18 protein-coding genes are annotated in these 21,747 nt (G+C 71.1%); 11 read left to right on the top strand and 7 right to left on the bottom strand.

The features are described from left to right. Positions 1–18: 18 nt before the first annotated feature. From CPH93_RS17830 to CPH93_RS17860, 7 genes are all read right to left on the bottom strand, one after another. The gene (locus tag CPH93_RS17830; protein ID WP_093484024.1) at positions 19–1,062 is read right to left on the bottom strand and encodes a histidinol-phosphate transaminase; all 1,044 of its coding nucleotides are present in this window, start codon (positions 1,060–1,062) and stop codon (positions 19–21) included. Between the two features lie 41 nt (positions 1,063–1,103). Beyond that, a complete protein-coding gene (locus CPH93_RS17835) occupies positions 1,104–1,928 on the bottom strand; it encodes an alpha/beta hydrolase (RefSeq protein WP_096213435.1) in 825 nt (274 codons plus the stop codon). Positions 1,929–2,007: 79 nt separating this feature from the next. Beyond that, positions 2,008–3,867, bottom strand: a complete 1,860-nt coding sequence (gene asnB / locus CPH93_RS17840; RefSeq protein ID WP_096213436.1) for an asparagine synthase (glutamine-hydrolyzing) — start codon at positions 3,865–3,867, stop codon at positions 2,008–2,010. 22 nt (positions 3,868–3,889) lie between these two features. Next, positions 3,890–4,297 carry an ester cyclase gene (locus CPH93_RS17845; protein WP_096213437.1) on the bottom strand — a complete coding sequence of 136 codons (408 nt, stop codon included), beginning with the start codon at positions 4,295–4,297 and terminating at the stop codon, positions 3,890–3,892. Positions 4,298–4,322: 25 nt separating this feature from the next. Next, entirely contained in the window at positions 4,323–5,510 is a 1,188-nt protein-coding gene (locus CPH93_RS17850; protein ID WP_159395020.1) for an acyl-CoA dehydrogenase family protein, read from the bottom strand. A 68-nt stretch (positions 5,511–5,578) separates the two neighbouring features. Next, positions 5,579–6,421, bottom strand: coding sequence for an SAM-dependent methyltransferase (locus CPH93_RS17855; RefSeq protein WP_159395021.1), 843 nt, complete (start codon positions 6,419–6,421; stop codon positions 5,579–5,581). A gap of 67 nt (positions 6,422–6,488) precedes the next feature. Next, the gene (locus CPH93_RS17860) at positions 6,489–7,043 is read right to left on the bottom strand and encodes a DUF2867 domain-containing protein (RefSeq protein ID WP_093484018.1); all 555 of its coding nucleotides are present in this window, start codon (positions 7,041–7,043) and stop codon (positions 6,489–6,491) included. A 334-nt stretch (positions 7,044–7,377) separates the two neighbouring features. On the opposite strand from CPH93_RS17860, the gene CPH93_RS17865 reads away from it, so the two are divergent. From CPH93_RS17865 to CPH93_RS17915, 11 genes are all read left to right on the top strand, one after another. Further along, complete coding sequence (locus CPH93_RS17865) at positions 7,378–7,563, top strand: thiocillin/thiostrepton family thiazolyl peptide (RefSeq protein ID WP_093484017.1); 186 nt, start codon at positions 7,378–7,380, stop codon at positions 7,561–7,563. A 104-nt stretch (positions 7,564–7,667) separates the two neighbouring features. Next, positions 7,668–7,850, top strand: a complete 183-nt coding sequence (locus tag CPH93_RS17870) for a hypothetical protein (RefSeq protein WP_159395022.1) — start codon at positions 7,668–7,670, stop codon at positions 7,848–7,850. Positions 7,851–8,197: 347 nt separating this feature from the next. Continuing rightward, positions 8,198–9,037 (top strand): alpha/beta fold hydrolase, encoded by an 840-nt coding sequence (locus CPH93_RS35820; RefSeq protein ID WP_231976875.1) that lies wholly within the window; start codon positions 8,198–8,200, stop codon positions 9,035–9,037. Beyond that, positions 9,030–11,678: a lantibiotic dehydratase gene (locus CPH93_RS17880; protein WP_096213442.1), complete on the top strand. Its 2,649-nt coding sequence runs from the start codon at positions 9,030–9,032 to the stop codon at positions 11,676–11,678. Before CPH93_RS35820 ends, CPH93_RS17880 begins: the two co-directional genes overlap by 8 nt. After that, positions 11,675–12,694 (top strand): lantibiotic dehydratase C-terminal domain-containing protein, encoded by a 1,020-nt coding sequence (locus CPH93_RS17885; protein WP_096213443.1) that lies wholly within the window; start codon positions 11,675–11,677, stop codon positions 12,692–12,694. The genes CPH93_RS17880 and CPH93_RS17885 overlap by 4 nt, the downstream gene beginning before the upstream one ends. Beyond that, a complete protein-coding gene (locus tag CPH93_RS17890) occupies positions 12,681–13,784 on the top strand; it encodes a lantibiotic dehydratase C-terminal domain-containing protein (protein WP_159032229.1) in 1,104 nt (367 codons plus the stop codon). The genes CPH93_RS17885 and CPH93_RS17890 overlap by 14 nt, the downstream gene beginning before the upstream one ends. After that, a complete protein-coding gene (locus CPH93_RS17895) occupies positions 13,781–15,445 on the top strand; it encodes a SagB family peptide dehydrogenase (protein WP_096213444.1) in 1,665 nt (554 codons plus the stop codon). The genes CPH93_RS17890 and CPH93_RS17895 overlap by 4 nt, the downstream gene beginning before the upstream one ends. Then, a complete protein-coding gene (locus CPH93_RS17900; RefSeq protein WP_096213445.1) occupies positions 15,442–17,154 on the top strand; it encodes a hypothetical protein in 1,713 nt (570 codons plus the stop codon). Before CPH93_RS17895 ends, CPH93_RS17900 begins: the two co-directional genes overlap by 4 nt. Next, entirely contained in the window at positions 17,151–19,136 is a 1,986-nt protein-coding gene (locus tag CPH93_RS17905; protein WP_096213446.1) for a TOMM precursor leader peptide-binding protein, read from the top strand. The genes CPH93_RS17900 and CPH93_RS17905 overlap by 4 nt, the downstream gene beginning before the upstream one ends. Then, complete coding sequence (locus tag CPH93_RS17910; RefSeq protein ID WP_096213447.1) at positions 19,114–20,463, top strand: cytochrome P450; 1,350 nt, start codon at positions 19,114–19,116, stop codon at positions 20,461–20,463. Before CPH93_RS17905 ends, CPH93_RS17910 begins: the two co-directional genes overlap by 23 nt. Then, a complete protein-coding gene (locus CPH93_RS17915) occupies positions 20,439–21,740 on the top strand; it encodes an AMP-binding protein (protein WP_096213448.1) in 1,302 nt (433 codons plus the stop codon). Before CPH93_RS17910 ends, CPH93_RS17915 begins: the two co-directional genes overlap by 25 nt. Positions 21,741–21,747 lie beyond the last annotated feature (7 nt).

Consider the following 21,747-nt stretch of genomic DNA (forward strand, 5'->3'; position numbering starts at 1 on the left):
GTCAGCCGAGGGTCGGGGTCACGCCGACGCCAACCCTGCCGACTCTGCGGCGAATTGAGCAGTGAATCGCAGCAACGCGTCAGTTGCCTGCGGCTCGCCCACCGTGATGCGCACGCCTTCCTCTCCGACGGCCCGCACGAGAATCCCCTGTCGAGCTGCCGCCGCGGCGAACGCAGGGGATCTGGAACCCAGCGGCAGCCAGCAGAAGTTCGCCGCGGACGGCGCGACGTCCCAGCCTTGGTGGCGAAGCCCTTCGACGAGGCGGCCTCGTTCGGCGATGACGCGATCCACCTGCCGAAGGACCTCGGGCCTGCGCGCGAGGGCGGCTCGTGCCGCGGCTTCCGCGATCGTGCTCACCGAAAACGGCAACAGCCTGTTGCGCAAGGTGTGTGCCATGTCCTGCGGGGCAAGTGCGAAACCGACGCGCAGTCCGGCCAGCCCGTATGCCTTCGAGAAGGACCGCAGAACCACCATATTGGGTAGGTCGTGATACACCTCCGGCCCGTTGAGGGTGTCCTGGCCTCTGGCGAATTCGTGGTACGCCTCGTCCAGGACGATGACCACGTGCTCCGGGACCTCGCGGAGGAAGGAGAGCATGGCGGCGGCGTCGATTGCGGTCCCGGTGGGGTTGTGCGGATTGCACAGCACAAGAGCGCGGGTGTGGGGGGTGATGCTTTCCAGCATCCTCGACAGGTCGTGCCGGTGTTCCTTCAGCGGAACTTCCACGGGCTCGGCTCCCGCTGAGCTCACGACCAGGCGATAGGCGTCGAAGGCCGGCCGGGCGTAGATCACCTCGTCGCCACGCCGGGGCGCCGCCCACTGGATGACGTGCTGCAGGATCGCGGCGGAGCCGGGGCCCACGACCACCTCGTGATCCGGTACGGAGAAGAGGTCGGCTATCGCTGCGGTGAGTTGGCGGGAGAAGGGGTCGGGGTAGCGATTCGCCCCGTGAAGTGACTCCCGGAGTATGTCCTCAAGGTTGGCGAGGGGGACGGCCGGCAACTCGTTCAGGGAAAGCTGATGCTTGCCTTCGGGATGTGCCGGGCCAGCGACTCGCGTCATGACATTCCTTCCTCGATGATCGTGCCGCTGTCCGGCGGACTTCAGGGGTGCGTAGGTACCGTGAGGGCGTCGTCGAGGAACGCTGTCGTATCGGCGAGGGCGCGGTCCTGGTCCGAGTCGTGGAAGATGCCGTGCAGCGCTCCGTCGTAGACCCGTTCCGTGAGGTGGAAACCGCGGATCTTTTCGATTCCGCTTCTGGTCTCTTCGAGCTGGGCCAGGGGATCGGCGTCGCCGTGCAGCCAGAGGGTCGGCAGGAAGGACAGGCCTCCGCCGTCGTTGATCCGGTCCAGGCAGGTGACGACCGACTCCAGGGTTCTCCGCACGAAGGCTCCGTGCCAGATCAGCGGGTCCTCGTTGTAACGCGCTGCCTCGGCGGGGTCCCGGGACATCACCGAGCCGACGTCCATCGGCATTTCGGGAATGTCGTCGAAGGCCAGGAGAGACGTGGCCGTGTGCCAGGAGCCGAGCACGGGCGCGACGAGGACGAGTGCGGAAAGGTCGTCGGGGTGGCGTTGCGCGTAGCGGGCGGCCACCATCCCGCCGATCGAGTGCCCGATCATGACGACGGGGAGGCCCGGGTGATCGCCGCGCGCCTGGTCCAGGACGGTGCCGACGTCGTCGACGAGTTCGTCGTAGTCCGCTACGAGTGCGCGTTCGCCGTCCGACCGCCCGCTTCCCATGTGGTCCGGAGCGTAGACCGCGGCGCCGTGCCGGTTCAGGGCGCTCGCCAGATGTCCGTACCGGCCGGCATGGTCGGCGTAGCCGTGGACGAATACCGCAAGGTACCTGGGCGTCGGATGCGGCCATATGTGCGTGTGGATCGGGTGACGGACACCGGCGAACCGGCGCGCTGTCTCCTCGGACATCGCTCTCGCTCCCCTTTCGTTGGCGTTGTTTCCTTGCGGTGCGGTCCCCGCCGTGCGCACGTCGGCCCGGCGTGCGGCGTCATTCGGCGAGTTCGACCTGGTAGTCGCGCATCCAGTCATTGATCTTTATCAGTGACTCGAACCCGACCCGCAGAAAGCGGAGTTCCTCCGGAGAGGCCTTCTGCACGGTGGTGAAGGCCGCCGCGGCGCTCTTCTCGTCCATCAGCGCGCGCACCGGTGCCCCGGCATCGTCCATGAGGTCGCCCAGCCTGCCCTTGAGCAGCTGGTCGTACGCCGGATCGGCAATCGTCGGGTAGGGCTCTTTCTTCCTGGTGAGAATGGGCTCGGGGAGGTCGGGGGCCATGGCCGAGCGCAGCAGGCTCTTCTCGCGTCCGTCGAAGGACTTCATCGACCACGGAACGTTGAAGACGTACTCCACCAAGGAGTGGTCGCAGAAGGGCACCCGCACTTCCAGGCCCACGGCCATGCTCATGCGGTCCTTGCGCTCCAGGAGCATCGGAAGAAAGCGGGTGAGGAAGAGGTGGTTGACTCTGCGCATGCGCCGGTCATCTTCCGGCTCCCCGGGCAGGACGGGGACGGCGGCGACCGCTGCGGCGTAACTGTCGGCGCGGTACTCGTCCAGTGAGAGACGTTCGGGCAGCGCGGGGTCGAGGAACGCCGGGCCTTGGGCGGCACCGGCGCCGGCCGCGTGCATCCAGGGGAACGTCTGAGCACGGATCGCCTGCTCATCGTGGAACCAGGGGTAGCCACCGAAGAGTTCATCGGCGCCTTCGCCGGACAGCGCCACCGTGGAACGCTGCCGGATCGACTTGAACAGCAGGTACAAGGACGTGTCCATATCCGCGAGGCCCTGTGGCAGGTCGCGGGCACGGAGCACGGCGGCGCGGGCCGCGGGATCGGACAGCAGTTTCGCGTCGAGCACGAGGGATTCGTGCTGGGCGCCGATGTGGCCGGCCAGTTTCGCCGCATAGCCGGCGTCGTCGGCGAGAGAGGACCCACCGGAAACCGGCATCGCCTCGCGGCCGGACGGGGCGAAGCCGACCGAGAAGCACTGGAGAGGGGGTTTTCCGCTCGGCCGCAACGCCTCCGCGGCGAACGCCGCCACGGAGCTGGAGTCCAGGCCGCCCGACAGCAACGAACACAGCGGAACGTCCGCCACGGTCTGTCCTGTGACGGCCGTCTGCAGCAAGGTACGCACCCGGCTGACCGTGGTGTCGAAGTCATCGTCGTGCGGGCGTGCCGGGAGACCCCAGTAGGCGGTCTCGGTGAGATTCCCGCGGGAGACCCGGACGAGGTGTCCTGGACGCACCTGGAACATGCCGTCGAAGATCGCGTGTCCCGGGGTGTTCACCCACGTCATGAGCTCCCGCAGGCCGGCCGAGCTCAGCTTGGCCCGTGCCTCGGGATGGGCCAGGATCGCCTTCGGCTCGGATCCGAAGAGCACGCCGTCCGGCGTGGGGTAGTAGTAGAGCGGTTTGATGCCCAGCCGGTCACGGATCAGCAGCAGCTCCCGGCGGCGTGCGTCCCAGAGCGCGAAGGCGAACATCCCGGTGAGGTGCCGGGTGAAGTCGGTCCCCCATTCCAGGTAGGCGCGGAGCACGACCTCGGTGTCGCTGGCGGTCCGGAACGAGTGGCCGGCCGAGCGCAGTTGATTCCGCAGTTCGGCGAAGTTGTAGACCTCTCCGCTGTAGGAAATGACGGCGGCAACCTCGCCGTCTTCCTCAGCGGTCATGGGCTGCGCGCCGCCCACGAGGTCGATGACGGCGAGCCGCCGGTGCCCCAGGGCGACGTGGCTGCCGTACCAGACGCCCCCGGCGTCCGGGCCCCGGCAGGCCATGGTGTCCGTCATCGCCTCCACGGCGGCACGCTCTGCGCCGGGGTCCCGCTCGAAGGCCACCCAGCCCGCGATTCCACACATCGTCTCTTCCTCCCCTCGCCCGTCAGGCCGGCAGCGCGCCGAGCTGTCGATGCAGCCCGAGCAGGTCCATCTCGTCCCAGTGCTGGGCGAACAGGCCGTCTTCGACGAGGAAGATGTCGATGAGCCCCACCGAGAAGCGCTTGCCGGACGGCGGGATGTCCAGGATCGGGCCGACCTGCCGGCCGCTGAAGGTCATGCGTGCGACGACCTTGTCCCCCTCGACGACGAGGTCGTCCAGGGTGAGCCGCAGATCCTCCACCGACGCCGCCCAGCGACGGACCGCCCCCCGCATCCCTTCGATACCGCGCTCGACCGCCGGGTTGGGGTGCCGGTAGTCCGGATGCAGACAGCGGTCCAAGTGCTCCGGATCTCCTTCGTTGTACGCCGCCAGGAAATGGTCCATGAGGTGCAGCGCGGCTTCTCGGTCCACGGGTGGTCGCCTTCCGGTGTACTGATCAGGGATTGCCGTCGGGAGTCGGCTCGGCGAGCCGGTCCAGACGGGGCGGGTGTGTCGGGGCCACCTCGGCACCGAGCGTGGTCGCGGCGATCAGGTCACATGCGTCGGCGTTGCTGTACGGATGCATGGTCCCGGCCCGCACGTCCCGGTGGGCCCGCTCGTACAGCGAGCCGGGCCGCAGCGCCGGCGTGCCGATGATCCTGATCACCCGGTCGACGATCTCCACGGCGTGGTTGGTGCCGACGGTCTTGGCCAACACGACGCGTGCCGTGCCTTGTTGGATGCTCAGGTCGTTCCACAGGCCGTTGCCCATGACCTCGCGGGTGGTCCGTTCGATGAGTGCGCGGGAGGTTTCGAGCAGGGCCTCGCACTCGCTGATCTCCGCCCGCACGTAGGGCCGGTCCTCCCAGCCACGGCTCAGGACGTCCCGCACGCACTGCTCGAACGCTCCGACGGCCACGCCGAGATAGACCGCCGCGAACGTGGGCATGGCCCAGCCCCACACGGTCTGCAGCAGCGACCCGTCCAGTGTGCCGACGGGGAAGCTCGTCAGGACGTTCTCCTCCGGCACCATGACGTCGCGGAGTTCGATGTTCTCGCTGCGGGTGGCCCGGAGGGCCGAGGTGTTCCAGGTGCCGTCCAGGACACGGACGCCGGGGCTGTCGGCGGGAATGCGGAACACCAGGACGTGCGGACCGTCCGGGTGTTCCCGGTACTCCGCCATCGACGTCATGTGGGTCATCACGGCCGAGCCGGTACCGAAGGTCTTGTCCCCGGTGACCAGGTAACCGCCGGCCACCTTGCGGGCTTTGGCCCCGGTGCTCCGGACGAGCGCGTGCCCGGGCTCCGCGGTGGCCCCCATGAGGAGCACCCGTCCGTCGACGATGTCCATGAGCATCCGCCGGGCGCGCTCGTCACCCGTGGTCCGCCAGTTTCTGGCCATCTGGCCGGCCATCGAGAGATGCATGTTCACGGCGAGCGCCGTGGAGGCGCATCCGGTGGCCAGCCGCTCCTGGGCCAGGGCCATGTCGCCGAGGGTGCCGCCCAGACCGCCGAGTTCCTGCGGGACGGTCAAGGCCAAATAGCCGGCGTCCCGGAGCTCGTCGATGTTCCGGTGCGGGAACTCGGCCTTCCGGTCGTACTCGGCAGCCCGCTCGCGGAAGGCCGTCGCCAGCTCCTCTGCCATCGCGACGTACCGTTGCCGTGTCGGCTGGGTGATCAGAGGTCGCATAAAGACTCCAGCTGTAGGGGTGCTCACCCGGAGGGTGCCGGGTCCGCGAGGTCGGCCGAGATCAGCCAGGTACGGGCTGCTCCGGGGGTGCCGCGCGGGGGTGTCCTGGGGACCAGCCGCCCTGCCGCCTCGGCCAGATCGCAGGGCTCCCGCACGACGGCATGCCAGCCCCGGTCGGCGAGCCACGCCTCGGGGTCGGCCACACCGGACCGCCAGGGACGCCCCTCGTCCCGCATCTTCCGCAGCCACTCCTGCATCCACGGTGCGCGGTACAGGTCGGTGTTGACCTGCTCCAGGAAGCAGGCGCTGCCGGCGGCGGAGAGCTCGGTCACCCGGTCGACCACCGCATTCACCTGCGGTTCGGTCAGGTAGTAGAGCACTCCCTCGGCCAGCCACGCCGTGGGGAGGTCCCTGCGGAACCCCGCGTCGACCAGCGCGGACGACCAGTCGGCGTTGAGGTCGGCACCGACCGCGACCCGGTGACACCGGTCGGCGGTCAGGGAGGTGCGGGACAGGAAGGCGGCCTTCTCCTCGACCGCCTCGGGCAGGTCCACTTCATAGAGGGTGACGCCCGGTGGCCAGGGAAGTCGGAAGGCCCGGCCGTCCATGCCGGCGGCCAGCACGACGACCTGCCGGGCCGGACCGGTGGTCACGGCACGCAACAGGCACTCGTCGAAGAACGTGGTCCGTACGGCGAGGACGTCGTAGCGGGAACTCGGTTCGGACCGCAGCTGAGCGTAGAGGTCCGGTTCGGTGCGACGGACGAACTCCACCGCGAGCGGGTCCTGGAACAACCGGTCGGGACGGAGCGATTCAGCTGCCCTGGCGCAGGCGATCCAATGGGCGGTCTCGATCAAACTCGACATCGTGCTCTTCTCGCCGGAGCCGGGCGGCGGCGCGCCCGGCAAGGGGCACCACCGGTCCGCGGCTGCCTCAATGGGCTTCGGCCGCGTAGTCGTCGTCCCCGAGTGCTCGGGACAGTCCGCGACGGAGCGACCAGTGCAGGATCTGCGTCTGGTTGTGGCGGAACTGGTTCCAGTAGGCCTCGCCGGCCTTGTTCCTGGTGCGCAGCACGACACCGATGTACGCCTTGCCGCCGTCGACGATGAAGGACATCCGGTGTTCGAGCATCTTGTCCATGTCGCCGAGGAGCACTTCGCGCTCGCTCGCCTCGAACACCTCGTAGGGGCCGAGGTGTTCGCCCACCTTGGGCAGCGGCTGGTCCCGCGTGCTGCGCATGGTGTTGGGCTTGACCCCGAAAGGGCGGAAGACCAGGGCCTGGACGCGGATCCAGAGGTCGACCAGCCAGAACGCCCGCTCCGGTGTCAGGCTGGGGCGGTCCATGGCCAGTCGGGCGAGCTCTCTCGCATCAACCTTTTCCTGGTCCGGAATTAATGATTCCGCTGCTTCGGCGTGGGTGTATTTCCCGCTGTCACGGAATCGCGCGAGAGCCGTGTCGTCCGGTATTGAACAACTAGCTACTTTCATTGCAGATCCCCCAAGTGTGGCACCGATGCCCTCCGGGCTTCAAGGTGCCAATGCGTCCGAAATCAACGACGTGAAGTAACGCATCACCGAGGCGAATCTAACACCTCAAAGTGATCTTCTTGGGGGCTGCCGGAGGATTTTGTCGATGTGGCGTGCGTCACATCATCATGTTCGGGATAGCCCCCTTGTGCGTCAGAAGTCCCGATGCTTATGGTCGGCCTCAGCCGGGTGACAAGAGTCCCGGGGGGCCGGCTGCAAATTTAGTTTTCCGTGGCCGGCTGCGTGCGGCGCGATCGACGCGACCGCAAATTTGCCGAAAGGTAAGGTGAACGGCATGAGCACTGCCGCCATCGTCGGCCAGGAGATTGGTGTCGAGGGCCTGACGGGCCTGGATGTCGATGCCCTGGAGATCAGCGAGTACATGGACGAGACGCTCCTCGACGGCGAGGACCTGTCCGTGACCATGGTCTCCTCCGCTTCGTGCACCACCTGCATCTGCACCTGCAGCTGCAGCTCCTGAACCACGTCGCTGTGCGGGGTCTGACCCCGCGGCCTTCGGTCCTGCCTGCTCCAATCTGGCAGGCCCGAGGGCCCAGCGGCTGAGGAAAAGGAGGGGTGGACGGCATGAGCACTGTTGCCGCCGTCGGTCAGGATGTCGGCGTGGAAGGCCTGACGGGCCTGGATGCCGGCGCTCTGGAGATCAGCGAGACCCGGACGAGACGCTGCTCGACGGCGAGGGCTGCCGTCACGTTGATCAGCTCCGTCTCGTGCACCACCTGCATCTGCTCCGGTAGATGCAGCTCCTGAGCTGATCACCGACGCGGGGTCCGCCCCCCGGCGCCCTCGGACCTGCCCGCTCCAATCGGGCAGGTCCGGGGCTCCGGCTCGGGTGATATTCCCGTGCCAGGGCGATACGGGAGCCGATCGGCGGCCAGGCCGGCGGCCCCTGTCACCACCTTTACTATGCCTGATCACGGCGTCCGGGGACCACTGAGGTCCAGCCTGTGTTCAGCATTCCCTTTTACGCCCTGCGGCGACTGTTTATCCGGCCATTCATGTGGCCGAGACCAGGTCCATTAATTCGGTCGAGGCGAGGCCGGGCATGGAGCGTGATTTTGGCGTGCGCGGACGGGGTACCGTCACGGCGCCGGGATATGAATTCGGCTTTGACCAGCCATGCTCTGCTTCCGGTAACAGAAAGCTGGTATCACGTGCGACCCGTAATCCTGGTGCACGGTCTATTGGGCACGGAGGATGCTCATTATGCTGGGTGCCGGCGTTGGTGGAGTCACTCCGTTACCGAAATACGTCTTCCGGGCCACGGAGCCGGCGGCGAGGTCCCGTCGCACCCCGCCGCGGCGGCGATAGACCGCGTCCGAGAGGCGATCGGCGAACAGCCGCAACCGCCCGTCGTCGTGGGGCTTTCCTACCTGGGTGCCGCCGTGGCATTCCGGGCCGCGGAGAGAGCTCCGAGCAGGGTGGCCGGGGTCGTCATGTCGGGGTATTCGTTCCTGGTGTCGCCGGACACGCTGAATCGCTGGCTGGCGGGCTTCACCAGGATGGCGGCGCACCAGCAAGGCTCCCGCAACCACTTTGCCGACTTGCATGGCGAGAAGTGGGAGCAGCTGCTCACCGCGACCTTCGACGAGCTTTCCGACGGGTGCCTGCGGCTGCCCGACGTGGAGGACCTCAAGCGCTCCGAGACCCCGGTCCAACTCGTCAACGGGGCGCTGTTGCAGAACGAGCGGAACGCGATCGGTCCGGCGGCGGCCGCGGGCGCCGACGTCGCGGTCGTTGCCGGGGCGGGACACGTCGTGCCGGTGGATGCGCCGCGCGTCTTCGCCGCCACCGTCGAGGAGTTCGCCGCGCGCATCGACGCCGGGCGCACCGCCTTCCATGAGCGGCGGCGCGCCGCCGACCGGGCCGAGCACTCTGACGTCTCTGCAGCGGAAGCCGGGAAAGCCGGGGAAGCCGAGGAAGCAGCCCATGTCTAGCCCGGAGATCAAGTACGCCGGATACGGCGTGGTGCGCGTCTGCTCGCAGCCGGTCGATGTCGTCGCTCAGCTCTCCTCGCGCGAGGTCGCCCGCCTCTGCGACGAGCTCAGGGAGTTGCGGCGCGACTGGCAGGACCGGGCGCCGAGGGTGGCTGAGGAACTCACCTCGCTGGTACCGGTCCTGACCGATCGCGATGAGCGCCGCGCCGTGCTCGCGCTGCGACGACGCCTGCACCGCGCGGCGGACGTGCCGGCGGCCGCGCTCGACGCCCTTGCCCCCTCAGGTGGGGCCGGCGTGGCCGGTGCCGCGGAGTTGCGTGCCCTGGCCGCTGCGCGCGACGACCTCACTGCCCGGTTGGAGGATGCGTACGAGGCGGCGCTCCGCGCAGAGCAGAAGGTGCTCGCCTCCGCGGCCCTCGACCGCTCCCTGCGCGCGGGTGCCCAGCTGAGCGCGGACGGCCTGCTGCACAACATGGACCGTTACGCCACCGCGGTCGCCGACGGCACCGCGCACGGCAAACGGGACCGGATGACCGAGTCCACCGTGATCAACCTGCTGACGCGGAGCGCTCTCAAACCGTCCCCCTTCGGCCAGTTGGTCCACACCCAACCGGTGCTCCTCCAGGAGCACGCGGCGGCCGACGCGCCCACCGCAGCGCTCGACGCGGGCGCGCAGGTGTCCGTCTGCCGGCTGCCCCGCCAGCTCGTGAGCTGGGTGGAACGCTCTCTCGCCGGCCATCCCGCGTTCCGGTCCGCGGCGGTTCTGCGCCGGGCACCGGTGGTGGGATCATCGGGCGAGGGGGTCGTCTTCCTCCTCCGGGGCCGGGACGGCACCCACGAGCCGGCCGCCAAGGAGCGGCTCGTCCGGGTCCCGTCCAGTGCGGTGGTCACGGAACTCCTGGCGCTGTCGGCGGACTCCCCGGTACCCGAGCGGGACGTACGGGCACGGTGCGCCGAGCTTCCCGACGCGGCGCCGACCGCCGTGCACACCGAGCTCGACGCGTTGATCGAGCAAGGCGTCCTCGCCCGCGACCTGGGGGTGGGGGACCAGCACCCGCACCCCATGGCGCGGCTGGTCGCCTTGCTTCCCCAGGACGGCGACGCCGGCCTCCGGGAGTGTGTGGACCGGATGGCCGCCGCCGAGTCCGCGTTCGAGACCGCCGGGCTCGACCGGCGGGAGGAGCTCATCGCCCAGGTCAAGCGGCACGTCGCCGAGGTCGCCGACCGGTGCGGCGTCGCCACTCCACCGATCGATGCGGCACGCACGCTCCTGTATGAGGACACGGTGGTGGCCCGCCCACGCACCGAGGCCGCCGACCGATGGCAGCGGCACCTGCCCGCCTTGTCCCACTGGCACCGACTGCTTCCGCTCTTCGACGACGCCGCCCACGTCCGGGCGATCGTCGCCGACGTGGTCAGGACGCGATTCGGTCCCGGCCCGCATCGGCTCCTCACCCTGTTCGCGGCGCTGTCCTCGGCCAAGGTGCAGCTCCTGCTCACCCAGCGGCTGACCGATGTCTCCGCCCCGATGCCGACGCAACTGCGCACCCTGCAGGACGCGGTGTTCGAGCTGGCCTGCCCCGACGACGGCGCCGAAGCGGTGATCGATCCGCAGCGGGCCGCGGAGCTCGCGGAGAACCTTCCGCCGTGGATACCCCGGTGGTCCAGAGCGAGCTGGAACGTGCAGCACCAGGCGTCCCCCGACGGCGGACTGCTCGTCGTCAACGGCGGCTCGATCGGCTTCGGACGTGCCCTCTCACGGTTCCTCCCCTCCTACGCCGCAGCCGGCGACGGCGGGTTCGGCGAGCTGGTCAGGGCAGAGATCGCCCAGGACGACCGCGCTTCCGCGCCCCTCACCGACCTCTCGGCCGTGCTCGGCATCAATGCCAATGTGCACCCTGCGCTCCTGGGCAGTTACCTCCGCTACCCCTGCGCGACCCCGGAAGAGTGGGGCGGGGACCCCGGCATCTCCCTGGAAGAGTGCTGGGTCGAGTTCGACGAGGGCACGGGCCGGCTGCTGCTCCGCCGGGGCAAGGACGGCCCGGCCCTGCGGCTGGTGATGCTGAACTTCCTGCTCAACGAACTCGCGCCGCGTTTCTACCAGTTCCTCAGCTTCTTCAGCGCGGGCAGCCTGGCCAACCTCGCCTGGTGGGACCGGGTCGATCAGCGCCGGGGTGACCCGAACACCGTCCGCCACTACCCGCGGGTCCGTTCCGGGAGCCTGGTCCTGGCGCGCCGGACCTGGAAGGTGCCCGCCGGTCGGCTCCCGGACGTCGCCACCCGGAACGGCGCCGACGCGTTCGCGGAGGTGCGGCGCTGGCGGGAGTCGCTGGGGCTCCCGGACCGTGTCTTCTACCGCGGGTTCACCCTCCCCGATCCGCTCGTCCCGGTGTCGGAAGAGGAGCAGCACACCTGGGCGAAGACGCTCGCACGTTTCCCGACCTCGGCCGAACGCAAGCCCACCTTCCTGGACTTCACCAGCGTCACCAGCGTGCGCGCCTGGCAGCGGGCACTGCGCCGGTGCGAGGGCGACATGACGTTCCAGGAGTGCCTGCCGACGGTGGGCGACGACGGTGCACAGGGCCACGGCGACCGGCTCACCGAGGAGTTCATCATCGAGACCACTGAGGGGGCACGGTGAGTACCCACACTGCGCACTCCTGGCTGTCCTGCCACGTCTTCCACCACGGCGACACCGATCCGTTGCTCACGGATCTCCTCCTGCCCATGGTCGACGACCTGCGCCGCGCGGGACGCCTGGAGCGCCACTTCTACCTGCGCCACTGGGAGCGCGGCCCGCACGTCCGGCTCCGGATGCAGGTGCCACCGGAGCAGCACGACGACGTCCGGGCCGAGGTCGAGCGTCGGATCGTCGACTACCTGGAGCGGCATCCCGGCCCCGCTGATACGGATCCGGTGCGGCTGGGGGAAGCGCTCCGCCACCTCAGCGAGCTGGAGCACGGCGACGCCTCCGACGCCCTGGTGCGGACCCCGGAACCGCCGAACACGGTCCGCTGGATCGCCTACCGGCCCGAGACGGCCAAGTACGGCGGACCGGAAGGCGTCGAGATCGCGGAGGACGTCTTCCACGCGAGCTCGCTGCTGACCGGGCAGGTGCTCCGGCTGGTCCGCAACGACCGGGCGCGCCTGGGGGTCTCCCTCCAACTGCTGCTCCTGGCCTCGCGGGCGCTGGGCTTCGGGCGGGACGACCGCGCCCTCTTCCTCCGCACCTATCACGAGCGCTGGGCCGCCTACGTCTCCGACGACCGCCTGCTTGCCGCCTGGGACGAGCAGTACCAGTTGCAGCGCGCGGACTACGCGAAGCTCATCGCCGGCCTGGACACCGGCGAACCCATCGGCAAGGGACTGGGCGAGCGGTGGGAGCGCACGCTCGCCCAGGCCATCGAGCGGCTGCGTCCGCTCGTGGCGGCAGGGCGGGTGTGGCCGGCGGAGACCGACCGCTCGGCGCCCCCCGTGGTGGCGCTCGCGGCCCTCGTCAGCCAGTACCTCCACACCACCAACAACAGGATGAACGTCCGCCCGCAGGGCGAATGCTTCGTCGCCTACCTGGCCTGCCGGGCGGCGGAGGAGCAGCGCGCGAGCCAGCCTGGCCCGGCGGCACACGACGACAGGGATGAGTGCCATGTCCAGCAGTGAACAAAAGGATCTCACCGTCAGCGTCCCGTGGTCGGTGCAGGAAGACCTCCTTCTCGACGTGGCCGCGCCCACGCTGGAGGAGTCGGTGGCGCTCGGCGAGACGGCGTCGTGGTTCTACCTGCGGGAAAATTATGGCGGCCGGCCGTTCCTGCGGTTGCGTTTCGCGACGGAGAGCCCGTCGGTCGAACGCCGCCTGAAGTCCCGGATCATGGAGCACATCGGGCCCGCGGGAACCGATGACGCCTTCGAGCACCAGCCGTACAACCACGAGCACGACTGGCTGGGCGGCGAAGCCGGACTGGGGCTGGCGGAGGCGTTCTGGACCGAGACCACTCCGTTGGCGCTGCGGACCCTCCGTGCCACGCGGGGCGATCGAGCGCTCCGCCTCGCCGTGGCCTTCGACTTCCTCGTCTGCAGCGGCCTGCTGCTCGCCCCCCATCTGCCGCCGCCCGTCGCCAAGTTCGGCTTCAAGGCCGGCTACCTCTCCTACCTGGCGACGTTCGAGGGCTACATGCTGCTGATCCGGGACCCGGAGGGCACCCGGGCCAAGCACGCCCAGCGGTACGAGCAGAACCGCAACCTGTTGCGGCCGCGCCTGCGCGACCTGGTCGAGCAGATGCAGGACCCCGACGGTGAGCTGGCCGACGTCCCCGAACTGGCCCGTGAGTGGTCGGTGCGGCTGCGCAGCTATCTCCCGGACATCCGGAAGGGCTTCGACGAAGGCCGCTTCTACCTCTACGCCACCCCGCGGAAGGCCGAAACGGCCAAGCTCACCCCGTCGCCCGACGGCCTCTACCGCAGGCCGAAGGTGGAATGGCTCGCCGACCTGCCGGAGCCCCCGGTGGCCGGCATCCACCGGGCCATCGCCGACAACACGTACTACCAGGGCATGATCCGCGAGGATCGCCGGTTCCTGGCCTCCCGGCTGGCCCAGGCGTACACCAACTGGCACCTCTACCGGCTGGGCTTCCTGCTGGCCGACCGGTACACGCTCTTCTACCTGATCGCCCGCGCCTTCGAGGAGGAGTACGACCTCGACGCGGCAGAGCTCATCCGGTCGGTGCAGCCGGAAGCCGAGGTCTCCGGATGACGGCGGCCGATACCGGCGCACCGCCGCTCTCCGGCGACCCGTCGGAGAGCGGACCGTTCGACGACGCGGGCGTGGACGGCTTCGTCCGCAGGCTCCGCGGCAGTTACGAGGAGGTCCACCCGCAGCACTGGCAGATCGACTGGCGGAACATCCCCAGCCCCTTCCGCTGGTACGTCGACCTGCCCCGGCGGGACCTGCCGACGATGTCGCGGGCGGTCGCGGCCGGTGGCCCCGCCGGGGAAGCCGCGTTCGCCGCGTCCGACCCGGCCACCCGGCTCGGCGCGCTGCTCCAGGCCGGCTACGGCCTGACCGGTGTGCGGTGGTATCCCGACGGCATCGCCAAGAGCAGCCCCGAGGAGCCCACGCCGGTCCACCGCAACCCCCACTACCAGCTCCGCCGCGCCATGCCCTCGGGCGGAGTGACGTACCCCGCCGAGTGCTACGTGGTCACGGCGGGCACGGAGGGCCTGGACGCAGGGATGTACCACTACGACGCGGTGCGCCATGCCCTGGCGGTGCTGGCCGGCGGCCGGCCGCCGACGGAGCTGACGCCCCCGGCGGGAAGCGTGCGGATCGTCCTCACCCAGCCGCTGTGGAAGAACTACTTCAAGTACGGCGACTTCTCCTACCGGCTCGGCGCGATGGACACCGGGGCGGTGGTCGGTCAGTTCGCGCTCGCCGCCCGGTCGTGGAACCTGCGCGCTCGTGTGGCGTTCGGCGTGGACGAGCGGCGGATCACGGACCTTCTCGGGCTCGATGCCGAGGAAGAGGCCGCCCCGGCCGTGGTGGACATCGCGTTGGGGGACCCGGCCGAGGCGGAGCGAGGGCGGGCCGTCGGCGCGGCGGCTCCGGTCGGACGGCCCCGCTGGCTGGGGGCGTCCGCGCCTCCCGGCCCCACCACCGGTACCCGCCGCATGCACGCCGCCTGCCTGGCGGCCGGACGCCCCGGCCGGCCGATCGACCTCCCGCCCGTCGCGCTGGAGGACGTGGCCGACCGGGTGGACGCGGAGCTGCCCGCGGTATCCGGACGGCCGGTGTCGGTCGCCGACTCCTGGGCCCGGTCGGCCCTCGGTGAGCAGCTCCGGGGCTCACCGCTCCCCGCGGACGTCCTGGCGGACTGGCTGACCACGGTGCTCGCCCCGCTGGACTGCGACGCGACCGGGAGCGGGGACGGCAACGGCCTGACGCACCCGCGGTGCGTGCTGGTCGTCCGGTCCGTGCCGGGGGTGCCCCCGGGGGCCTACGTGCCGCACCAGGACGGCCGCCGGCTCGCCCGGCTTGCCGAGGGGGACTTCGGGCCAGTGGTCCAGCGGAGCATGTTCGCGCATTACATGAACGTCGGGCAGGCACCGCTGATCGCCGTCATGGTCGGTGCCACCGAGCCGCACCGCGGTGCCAGTGGTCCGGTCGGCTACCGCACCCAGCATCTGCTGGCGGGCGTCCTCGCCCAGCGACTGGCCGTGTGCGCGGCGCGGGACGGCAGGTCCGCACACCCGGTGCTGGGCTTCGTCAGCGGCGTGCTCGACGAGGCGTTCGGACTGGGGGCCCGACGCCTGACGTCCTTGCTGATGGTCCCCGTGGGCGGCTACCGCCGGGGCCTGTATCTGGAGAACAGTCTGAGTCCGCTCGCCGCACCGGCGGGCGACGGGGGTGGGATATGACCGGCACTGTGCTGCGTCTGCGCGCCGATGCCTACTACGTACCGGTGCCGAACGGGGTGTGGATCCGTACGACGGACGGATCGTTCACCCTGAGCGGCAAGACGGTCGCGACCTGGGTGGAGAAACTCGCCCCCCTCCTGGACCGTGGCGTGGTGCCCGACGAGCTCCTCGGCGCGCTCAAGCCCGAGCAGGCCGCCTTCGTGGACACCCTCCTGAAGGCGTTGGAGCAGCGGAAGGTGCTGCGGCGGGAACCCGTCGAGGAAGGGTCCGACGACCCGGAGTCGGCCCGTCTCTTCCCGCAACAGGCGGAGTTCCTGCGCCACTTCATTCCCCGTCCTGCGGAGGGATTCGCCCGTGCCCGGCGGCACCCGCTGGCCGTGGCGGGCCCCGTCGAGCGGGTGGGGCCGTTGGCGACGACGCTGATGGAGACCGGCTTCGGCGACATCATGCTGCTGGACACGGCCCCGGAGAAGGAACTGCAGGAGCTCGCGGAGGACTTCGGCCGGCAGGGTGCGCCCATACGCCTGTCCGGTCCGGACGGGGACCTCGAAGGACGGACCGTGATCGGGGTCTTCTCCCCGGGAGAAGAAGACGATGCCTGGCGGTTGCTGGACCGGGCCGAAGCTCTCGGCAGTGGCGCCTGGGCAGCGCTGGTCCGCGGCCAGGCGATGCTCCTCAAGGGGCAGGTGCCCCGGTCGGGCCGGGCCTGCATACGCTGCGCTTGGCGGCGTCTGGCCCACCAGGCCGTCGAGCTGCCGCAGTCCGACGGGCTGGGGCACGTACCGGTGTCGGTGGCGGCCACCGTGCTGGCACAGGAGGTGTTCCAGTACGTCGCCGGCGGCGACGACGCCGTGCTGGGTGAGGGCGTGGTGGTGGACCTGACCCGGCTCAGCATCTGGCGCACGGACGTCGATCCGGACCCCGGGTGCCCCGGGCATGCGGTGCACGCCGGCCCGGCGGACCCGTCGATCGCTCCGGCGGCCCGTCGGCGGACCCGGTACCCCGAATCGGTCTTCGGTGCGCGGTGCTTCGGCCCGCTGTTCTCCTGCACCCCCGAACAGCTTCCGCAGTTCCCCCTCACGGCGCTGCGCCTGCGGATCAACCCGCCGGGGCGCGACGAGCCGACCGGCTCGGCCGGCGGCCCGGTCATCGTGGCGGAATCCGTGGCCGACGCCCGCGCCGAGGCCGCATTGACCGCGGTCGAGGCGACGCTTCCCCCAGAGGGCGACGCCGTCGTGGGCGTGGGCCAGGACAGCGGCGAGGCACGTGCCCGCGCCCTGCTCCGCTGGGCGGACGCGGCGCTGGACGACGCGGCACTGGACGACGCGGGTGCGGAACGCCGGCAGGGCACGGTCCGCTCCGAGCGGGCCCGCGCGCTGGCCGAACTGGCCGGCAGGGACGTCGACCTCAGCACCGGGCGCCATCCGAGCGGACTGTGGCGGGCCCGGGTGGACGGCACCGTCACCCGGACCGGCTTCGACCCCGACCAGGCGGAGGAGCGCGCACTGATGGCCGCACTGGCGCTGGGACAACTCGGGCAAGAAGACGAGGTGCCGGCCGTGACGGCGTGGACGGGAACGGTCCCGGCGGAGCGCCGGGTCGACGAGATCGCGTCCGCGCTCGGCCTGGCCTGGCGCGAGGCCGCCCTCCCGCCGCTGGTCGCCGCCGACCTGACCGGGGTCGTCCTGGCTTCGGGACACGCGGTATGAGTGAAACGCTGACGTCGCCCAGCCGGGCGCCGCGCCTCCCCGACGACCCCGCGGCGGAGTTGCGCCGTCTGGTCGGCGACGCCGTCGAGGTCCGCACCGTGGACGGCGTGCCCGCGGCCGTGGACGGCGTGCCCGCGGCCGGGGACGGCGTGCCCGCGGCCGGGGACGGTCGCCCGGTCGTCGTGGTGAACCTCGACTGGGATGCCGACCTCTCGGACCTCCCGGCGGCGGACACGGTCGTCCTGCCCGTTTACGGGCTCCGCGGCCGCGTCGTCGTCGGCCCGGTGATGCGCCCCGGTCACCCGGGGTGCCCGCAGTGCCTGGCGCTGCGCGTACGGGCGGCAGACGGTCCCGAGGGCGTTCCCACGGGGACAGAGGCCGTCCCGCGCCGGCTGTCCGCACGGCGCGGCGGCTGGCTGCCGCCCGGAGTCGAGCGCCTGGTGGCTGCTGTGGTGCGGGCCGAGGCGGAGCGGCTGGCCGCCGGCGCGTCCCCGCGCGGCGTCGAGGCCGCCTTCGCGGTCGGGCCCGCGCGGTTGACCGGCGACTGGCACCCGGCGCTCCCGCACACCTTGTGCACCTCACCGCACTGCCTGGGCACCCGCCGCCCGCTGCCGCCACCGCTTCCCGACCTCTCCAGGCCCCTCCCCACGACCGGCGTGGGCTCGGCCCGACGCGTCCCGGCCGCCCGGTACGCCGACCGGCTGGAGCAGGAGTACCTCGACGCGTGGTCGGGCATCACCAGGTCCGCCGCGGTCGGCGACCGGGCCGCCCTGCCGTCGACGCAGGTGCGGGTGCCCACCGTCTGGGGATTCGACGAGGTCGCGATCGGGCGGGCCGAGGACTACGCGGGGGCGCGGCCCGCAGCGATCCTGGAAGGACTGGAGCGGTACGCCGGGTGGCACTGCGGCGGTCGCGACCCCGTCCGCTTCGCTGCGTTCGCCGAGCTCGACGACGCGGTCGACCCCCGCTCCCTGCTCCTGCACCCCGATGAGGCGTACCAGCAGCCCGGATTCGAGTACACGCCGTTCACGCCGGACACCCGGACGGGGTGGGCCCAGGCGTACTCGGCGCACACCGGACGGCCGGCGCTGGTGCCGTTCCACGTCGCGTATTACGGCGCGACCAGGCGCCCGGACACCGGCCCGAGGTTCGTCTACGAGAACTCCAACGGGTGCGCACTGGGATCCGGGGTGGAAGAGGCCCTGCTGGCCGCCTTGTTGGAGGTGGCCGAGCGCGATGCCTTTCTGTGCGCCTGGTACTCCGGGACGCCCTTGCCGGAGATCGACCTCGGCCGGCTGACGGGCGAAGCCGCCCGAGCCGTGCAGACGGTGCGGCACCGTACCGGCCGTGACCTTCGGGCCTTTCGGGCCCTCGGTGCCTTCGACGTCCCCGTGGCCCTGCTCGTCTCGACGTCACCCGATCCGGAGCGGCCGGCGACGCTGGTCACCGCGGGCTCGGGACTCACGGTGGAGAAGGCGCTGCTCGGGGCCGTCCACGAGATGGCCGCCGCCGCGCCGGTGATCACGGTGGAATACCAGCGCCGCCGCCCCGAGTTGGAGCAGGCTCTGGGCGCCCCCGATCTCGTGCGCCGCATGGAGGACCACGCCCTGGTCGGAGCCTTGCCCGGGGCCCGGCCGCGGTTCTCCTTCCTCCTGGACGGGACACCGCCGGCCCCTTCGCCCGCCGTGACCTCCCTTCAGCCGACCGGCGACGTCGCAGCGGATCTCGCCGCGATGCTCGCGGCAGCGCGGCGCGACGGACACGAGGTCTTCGTCGTGGACCACACCACCAGCGAACTGGATCGCCTGGGCCTGAGCTGCGTGAAGGCGATCGTGCCGGGGACGGTGCCGATGACCTTCGGCCACCGGCATCGACGGCTGCCGCCGCCCCGGACCCTGCAGGCGTTCCGGGCCAGGAACGGCATGGGCCCCGTTGAGTTCCCCATCGAGGAGGTACGGCATGAGCCGCACCCATTCCCCTGAGACCGCAGCCTCGACCGCCCCCGCGGAGACTCCCGAGGGGCTGAGCCCCCTGCCCAATGGCCTGGGCTGGGTGGTCAGCAGTCGCTCCCTGACGGTCCGGCTGCTCGGCGATCACCGGCTGGGCGTCCTGGAACCGCAGCCGGTCATGGCCCACCTCGTCACGAAGCTGTCCGACGAGCTGCGCCCCCAGGTCGACGAGATCGCCGCGTTCGCCGAACGCGTCATGCTGCAGACCGGCCCCGCACGCCACCAGGTGCTCCGCAAGGCGTTCGGCGGATTCTTCGATGCCGACGCGATCGAGGCCCTCACGCCGGACCTGCGGGCGGCCGCCCAGGACATCGTGCGCCGGTTCGCGGCGGCCGGGGGCGGCGAGTTCATGACCTCGGTGGCGTTTCCGTACGCGGTCCGCATCGGGGCGCGGCTCATCGGCTTCAGGGACGACGACTACCGGCGGCTGCACAAGCTGAGCCAGCAGGTCGCGCTGGTCGCCTACGCCGCCCGGCTCGACGACCCCGCGGAGGCGGTCCGTGCGGGCCATGCCGCGCTGGTCCGGGTCCGGGAGATCGTCGCGGCCGCCCGGGCGGCCGCGCCCCCGGCTTCGGTGCTCGGCGCCTGGCACGCCGGGACGCTGGACCTGCCGGACGAGGACATCGAGGCCAACGCCGTGATGCTCGTGCAGGCCTCCCTGGAAACGGTGGCCGGCATGCTCGGGAACGCCGCCGTGCGGATCCTCGGCACGCCGGGGGCGCTCGCCGACGCCGTGAGCCGGGAGGATCTGATCGAGGAAGCCCTCCGTGCGGAGCCCCCGCTCAAGACGCTGGAGCGGGTGGTCCAAGAGCCGTTCCACCTGGACGGTCACGAGTTCCGGTCCGGCCAGGTCATCTCGGTCCGGGTCGCGGACGCCAATCGGCTGGACGACGACCCGGTGGCCGGCCGGGCGCTGTTCTCCTTCGGGTGGGGTGCCTACCGCTGCCTCGGCGCCCGACTCGCCCGCCACCAGGCGCGGGAGCTCTTCCAGGCGCTGCACCACCTCGCGCCGGATGCCGCGCCGGCCGACGAGGAGATCGAGCGGGTCCGGCACATCCGCTTCGACATGCCACGGCGGCTCCGCGTGGTGTGCTCCCCGCCGGCGGCCGACGGTGCGGCGCTCACCCGCGTGCTGACCGAAGCACTCGAAGAGGACGACCTCGACCGGCCGCTGACGTCGTTGGAGCGCGAAGTGACGTTCGTGGTGCTGAAGGAGAACGGCGTGATCGTCCCCGAGGAACTCCGGGGCCCGACGACCATCAGGGAGTGGGTGACATGGGCGATCTCGGAGCATGGCTGAAGCAGGCCGAACCCGTGCTGCGCGGCTCCCACGCGGGGGTGGTGACCGAGCGCGGACGTCACTCCTGGCCTTCGCTGCTGGCGCGGGCCGAGGAGCTGGTGGCAACACTTCCCGAGGTGCCGCACGGATGGGTCGTGCCCTCCAACGGCGGCGAACGGTCGATCGTCGGGCTGCTCGCGCTCGGCCTGATGGACCCCGCGCCCCGCTGGGTGCTGGGCGACCCCGCTCAGTGGGGCGCCGCCGGGCCCGAGGCCGTGGGCGACGGGGAACTGCTGGTGGCCGGGCCGCATGCGGCGCCACCGCCCGGTGTGGACGGCCCCACCTACGCCACGGCGTCGTCGGGCACCACCGGGCGGCCGAAACTGCTCTTCGGCCGGCCCCACGGGGTGGCGTCCGCAGTCGAGTTGTACGTCGACGGCATGCCGGAGTACGCCGCGGCCGAGGTGTTCGCCACGTGCGCCGCGATCGATTTCGCGGCTGCCTTCTACATGGTGGTCGCGCCGGCCGTGCTGCTCGGCCGCGACCTGGTGCTGTTCCGGCCGAGTGCGTGGGAGACGGCGATCCCCGAGCTGGCCGGGCGGCCGGGGGTGTGCCTGGCGCCGCCGGCGCTCGCCGTGCTGGGCGCCCGGACAGCGGCGGGGCAACGCACCTTCTCCGACACGTGTTTCGTCCCCGCCGGCGGTGGCCTCACCCCGGAGCGGGCGGAGCGCATCAGCACGGGATTCCCCGGCAGCGGGTTCCTCACGATGCTCGGTTCCACCGAAACGGGACTCGTCACCGTCGACCGTGCGGTGCACGACGACGGCTACGTGGGATCGCCGCTGCCGGGCAAGCCGGTGTGGCTGGAGGACATCGGGCCGGACGGGGTCGGCACGCTGTGGACAAGGGGCCCCGACACCCGGTTCGCGGTGACCGGGGGGCGGCTGACGACCCGGCCGGACGGCGCGGTGACCACCGGTGATCTCGTCCATCCGGCCGACGGCGGCTTCGTCCTGGACGGCCGCAAGGACGACTTGGTCAAGGTCGACGGCGTCAGTGTCTACCCGCGGGAGATCACCGCCGCCGTCCGGGCGCTGCCCGGCGTCAAGGACGCCTCGGTATCCGTCGACCGCTCCCGGTCCGGCGATCGCCTGACCGTCATCGCGATGGGCGACGTCACCGAAGACCGGGTCCGCGACGCCTGCCGACGACTTCCCGCCCCCGTGACACCGCACCAGGTCGTCTGCCGGCCGGCCGACGAGGCCGCCTATGACGCACGCGGCAAGGTGCTTCGCTGAGAAAGAA

The organism is Streptomyces sp. 2323.1 (assembly GCF_900221035.1).
Lineage (GTDB): Bacteria > Actinomycetota > Actinomycetes > Streptomycetales > Streptomycetaceae > Streptomyces > Streptomyces sioyaensis.

Excerpts from the sequence above, each read along its gene's own strand:
- CPH93_RS17830 (WP_093484024.1), bottom strand. The coding sequence starts at position 1,062 with ATGACGCGAGTCGCTGGCCCGGCACATCCCGAAGGCAAGCATCAGCTT.
- CPH93_RS17835 (WP_096213435.1), bottom strand. The coding sequence starts at position 1,928 with ATGTCCGAGGAGACAGCGCGCCGGTTCGCCGGTGTCCGTCACCCGATC.
- asnB (WP_096213436.1), bottom strand. The coding sequence starts at position 3,867 with ATGTGTGGAATCGCGGGCTGGGTGGCCTTCGAGCGGGACCCCGGCGCA.
- CPH93_RS17850 (WP_159395020.1), bottom strand. The coding sequence starts at position 5,510 with ATGGCAGAGGAGCTGGCGACGGCCTTCCGCGAGCGGGCTGCCGAGTAC.
- CPH93_RS17855 (WP_159395021.1), bottom strand. The coding sequence starts at position 6,421 with ATGTCGAGTTTGATCGAGACCGCCCATTGGATCGCCTGCGCCAGGGCA.
- CPH93_RS17860 (WP_093484018.1), bottom strand. The coding sequence starts at position 7,043 with ATGAAAGTAGCTAGTTGTTCAATACCGGACGACACGGCTCTCGCGCGA.
- CPH93_RS17865 (WP_093484017.1), top strand. The coding sequence starts at position 7,378 with ATGAGCACTGCCGCCATCGTCGGCCAGGAGATTGGTGTCGAGGGCCTG.
- CPH93_RS17870 (WP_159395022.1), top strand. The coding sequence starts at position 7,668 with ATGAGCACTGTTGCCGCCGTCGGTCAGGATGTCGGCGTGGAAGGCCTG.
- CPH93_RS35820 (WP_231976875.1), top strand. The coding sequence starts at position 8,198 with ATGAATTCGGCTTTGACCAGCCATGCTCTGCTTCCGGTAACAGAAAGC.
- CPH93_RS17880 (WP_096213442.1), top strand. The coding sequence starts at position 9,030 with ATGTCTAGCCCGGAGATCAAGTACGCCGGATACGGCGTGGTGCGCGTC.
- CPH93_RS17890 (WP_159032229.1), top strand. The coding sequence starts at position 12,681 with ATGTCCAGCAGTGAACAAAAGGATCTCACCGTCAGCGTCCCGTGGTCG.
- CPH93_RS17895 (WP_096213444.1), top strand. The coding sequence starts at position 13,781 with ATGACGGCGGCCGATACCGGCGCACCGCCGCTCTCCGGCGACCCGTCG.
- CPH93_RS17900 (WP_096213445.1), top strand. The coding sequence starts at position 15,442 with ATGACCGGCACTGTGCTGCGTCTGCGCGCCGATGCCTACTACGTACCG.
- CPH93_RS17905 (WP_096213446.1), top strand. The coding sequence starts at position 17,151 with ATGAGTGAAACGCTGACGTCGCCCAGCCGGGCGCCGCGCCTCCCCGAC.
- CPH93_RS17910 (WP_096213447.1), top strand. The coding sequence starts at position 19,114 with ATGAGCCGCACCCATTCCCCTGAGACCGCAGCCTCGACCGCCCCCGCG.
- CPH93_RS17915 (WP_096213448.1), top strand. The coding sequence starts at position 20,439 with ATGGGCGATCTCGGAGCATGGCTGAAGCAGGCCGAACCCGTGCTGCGC.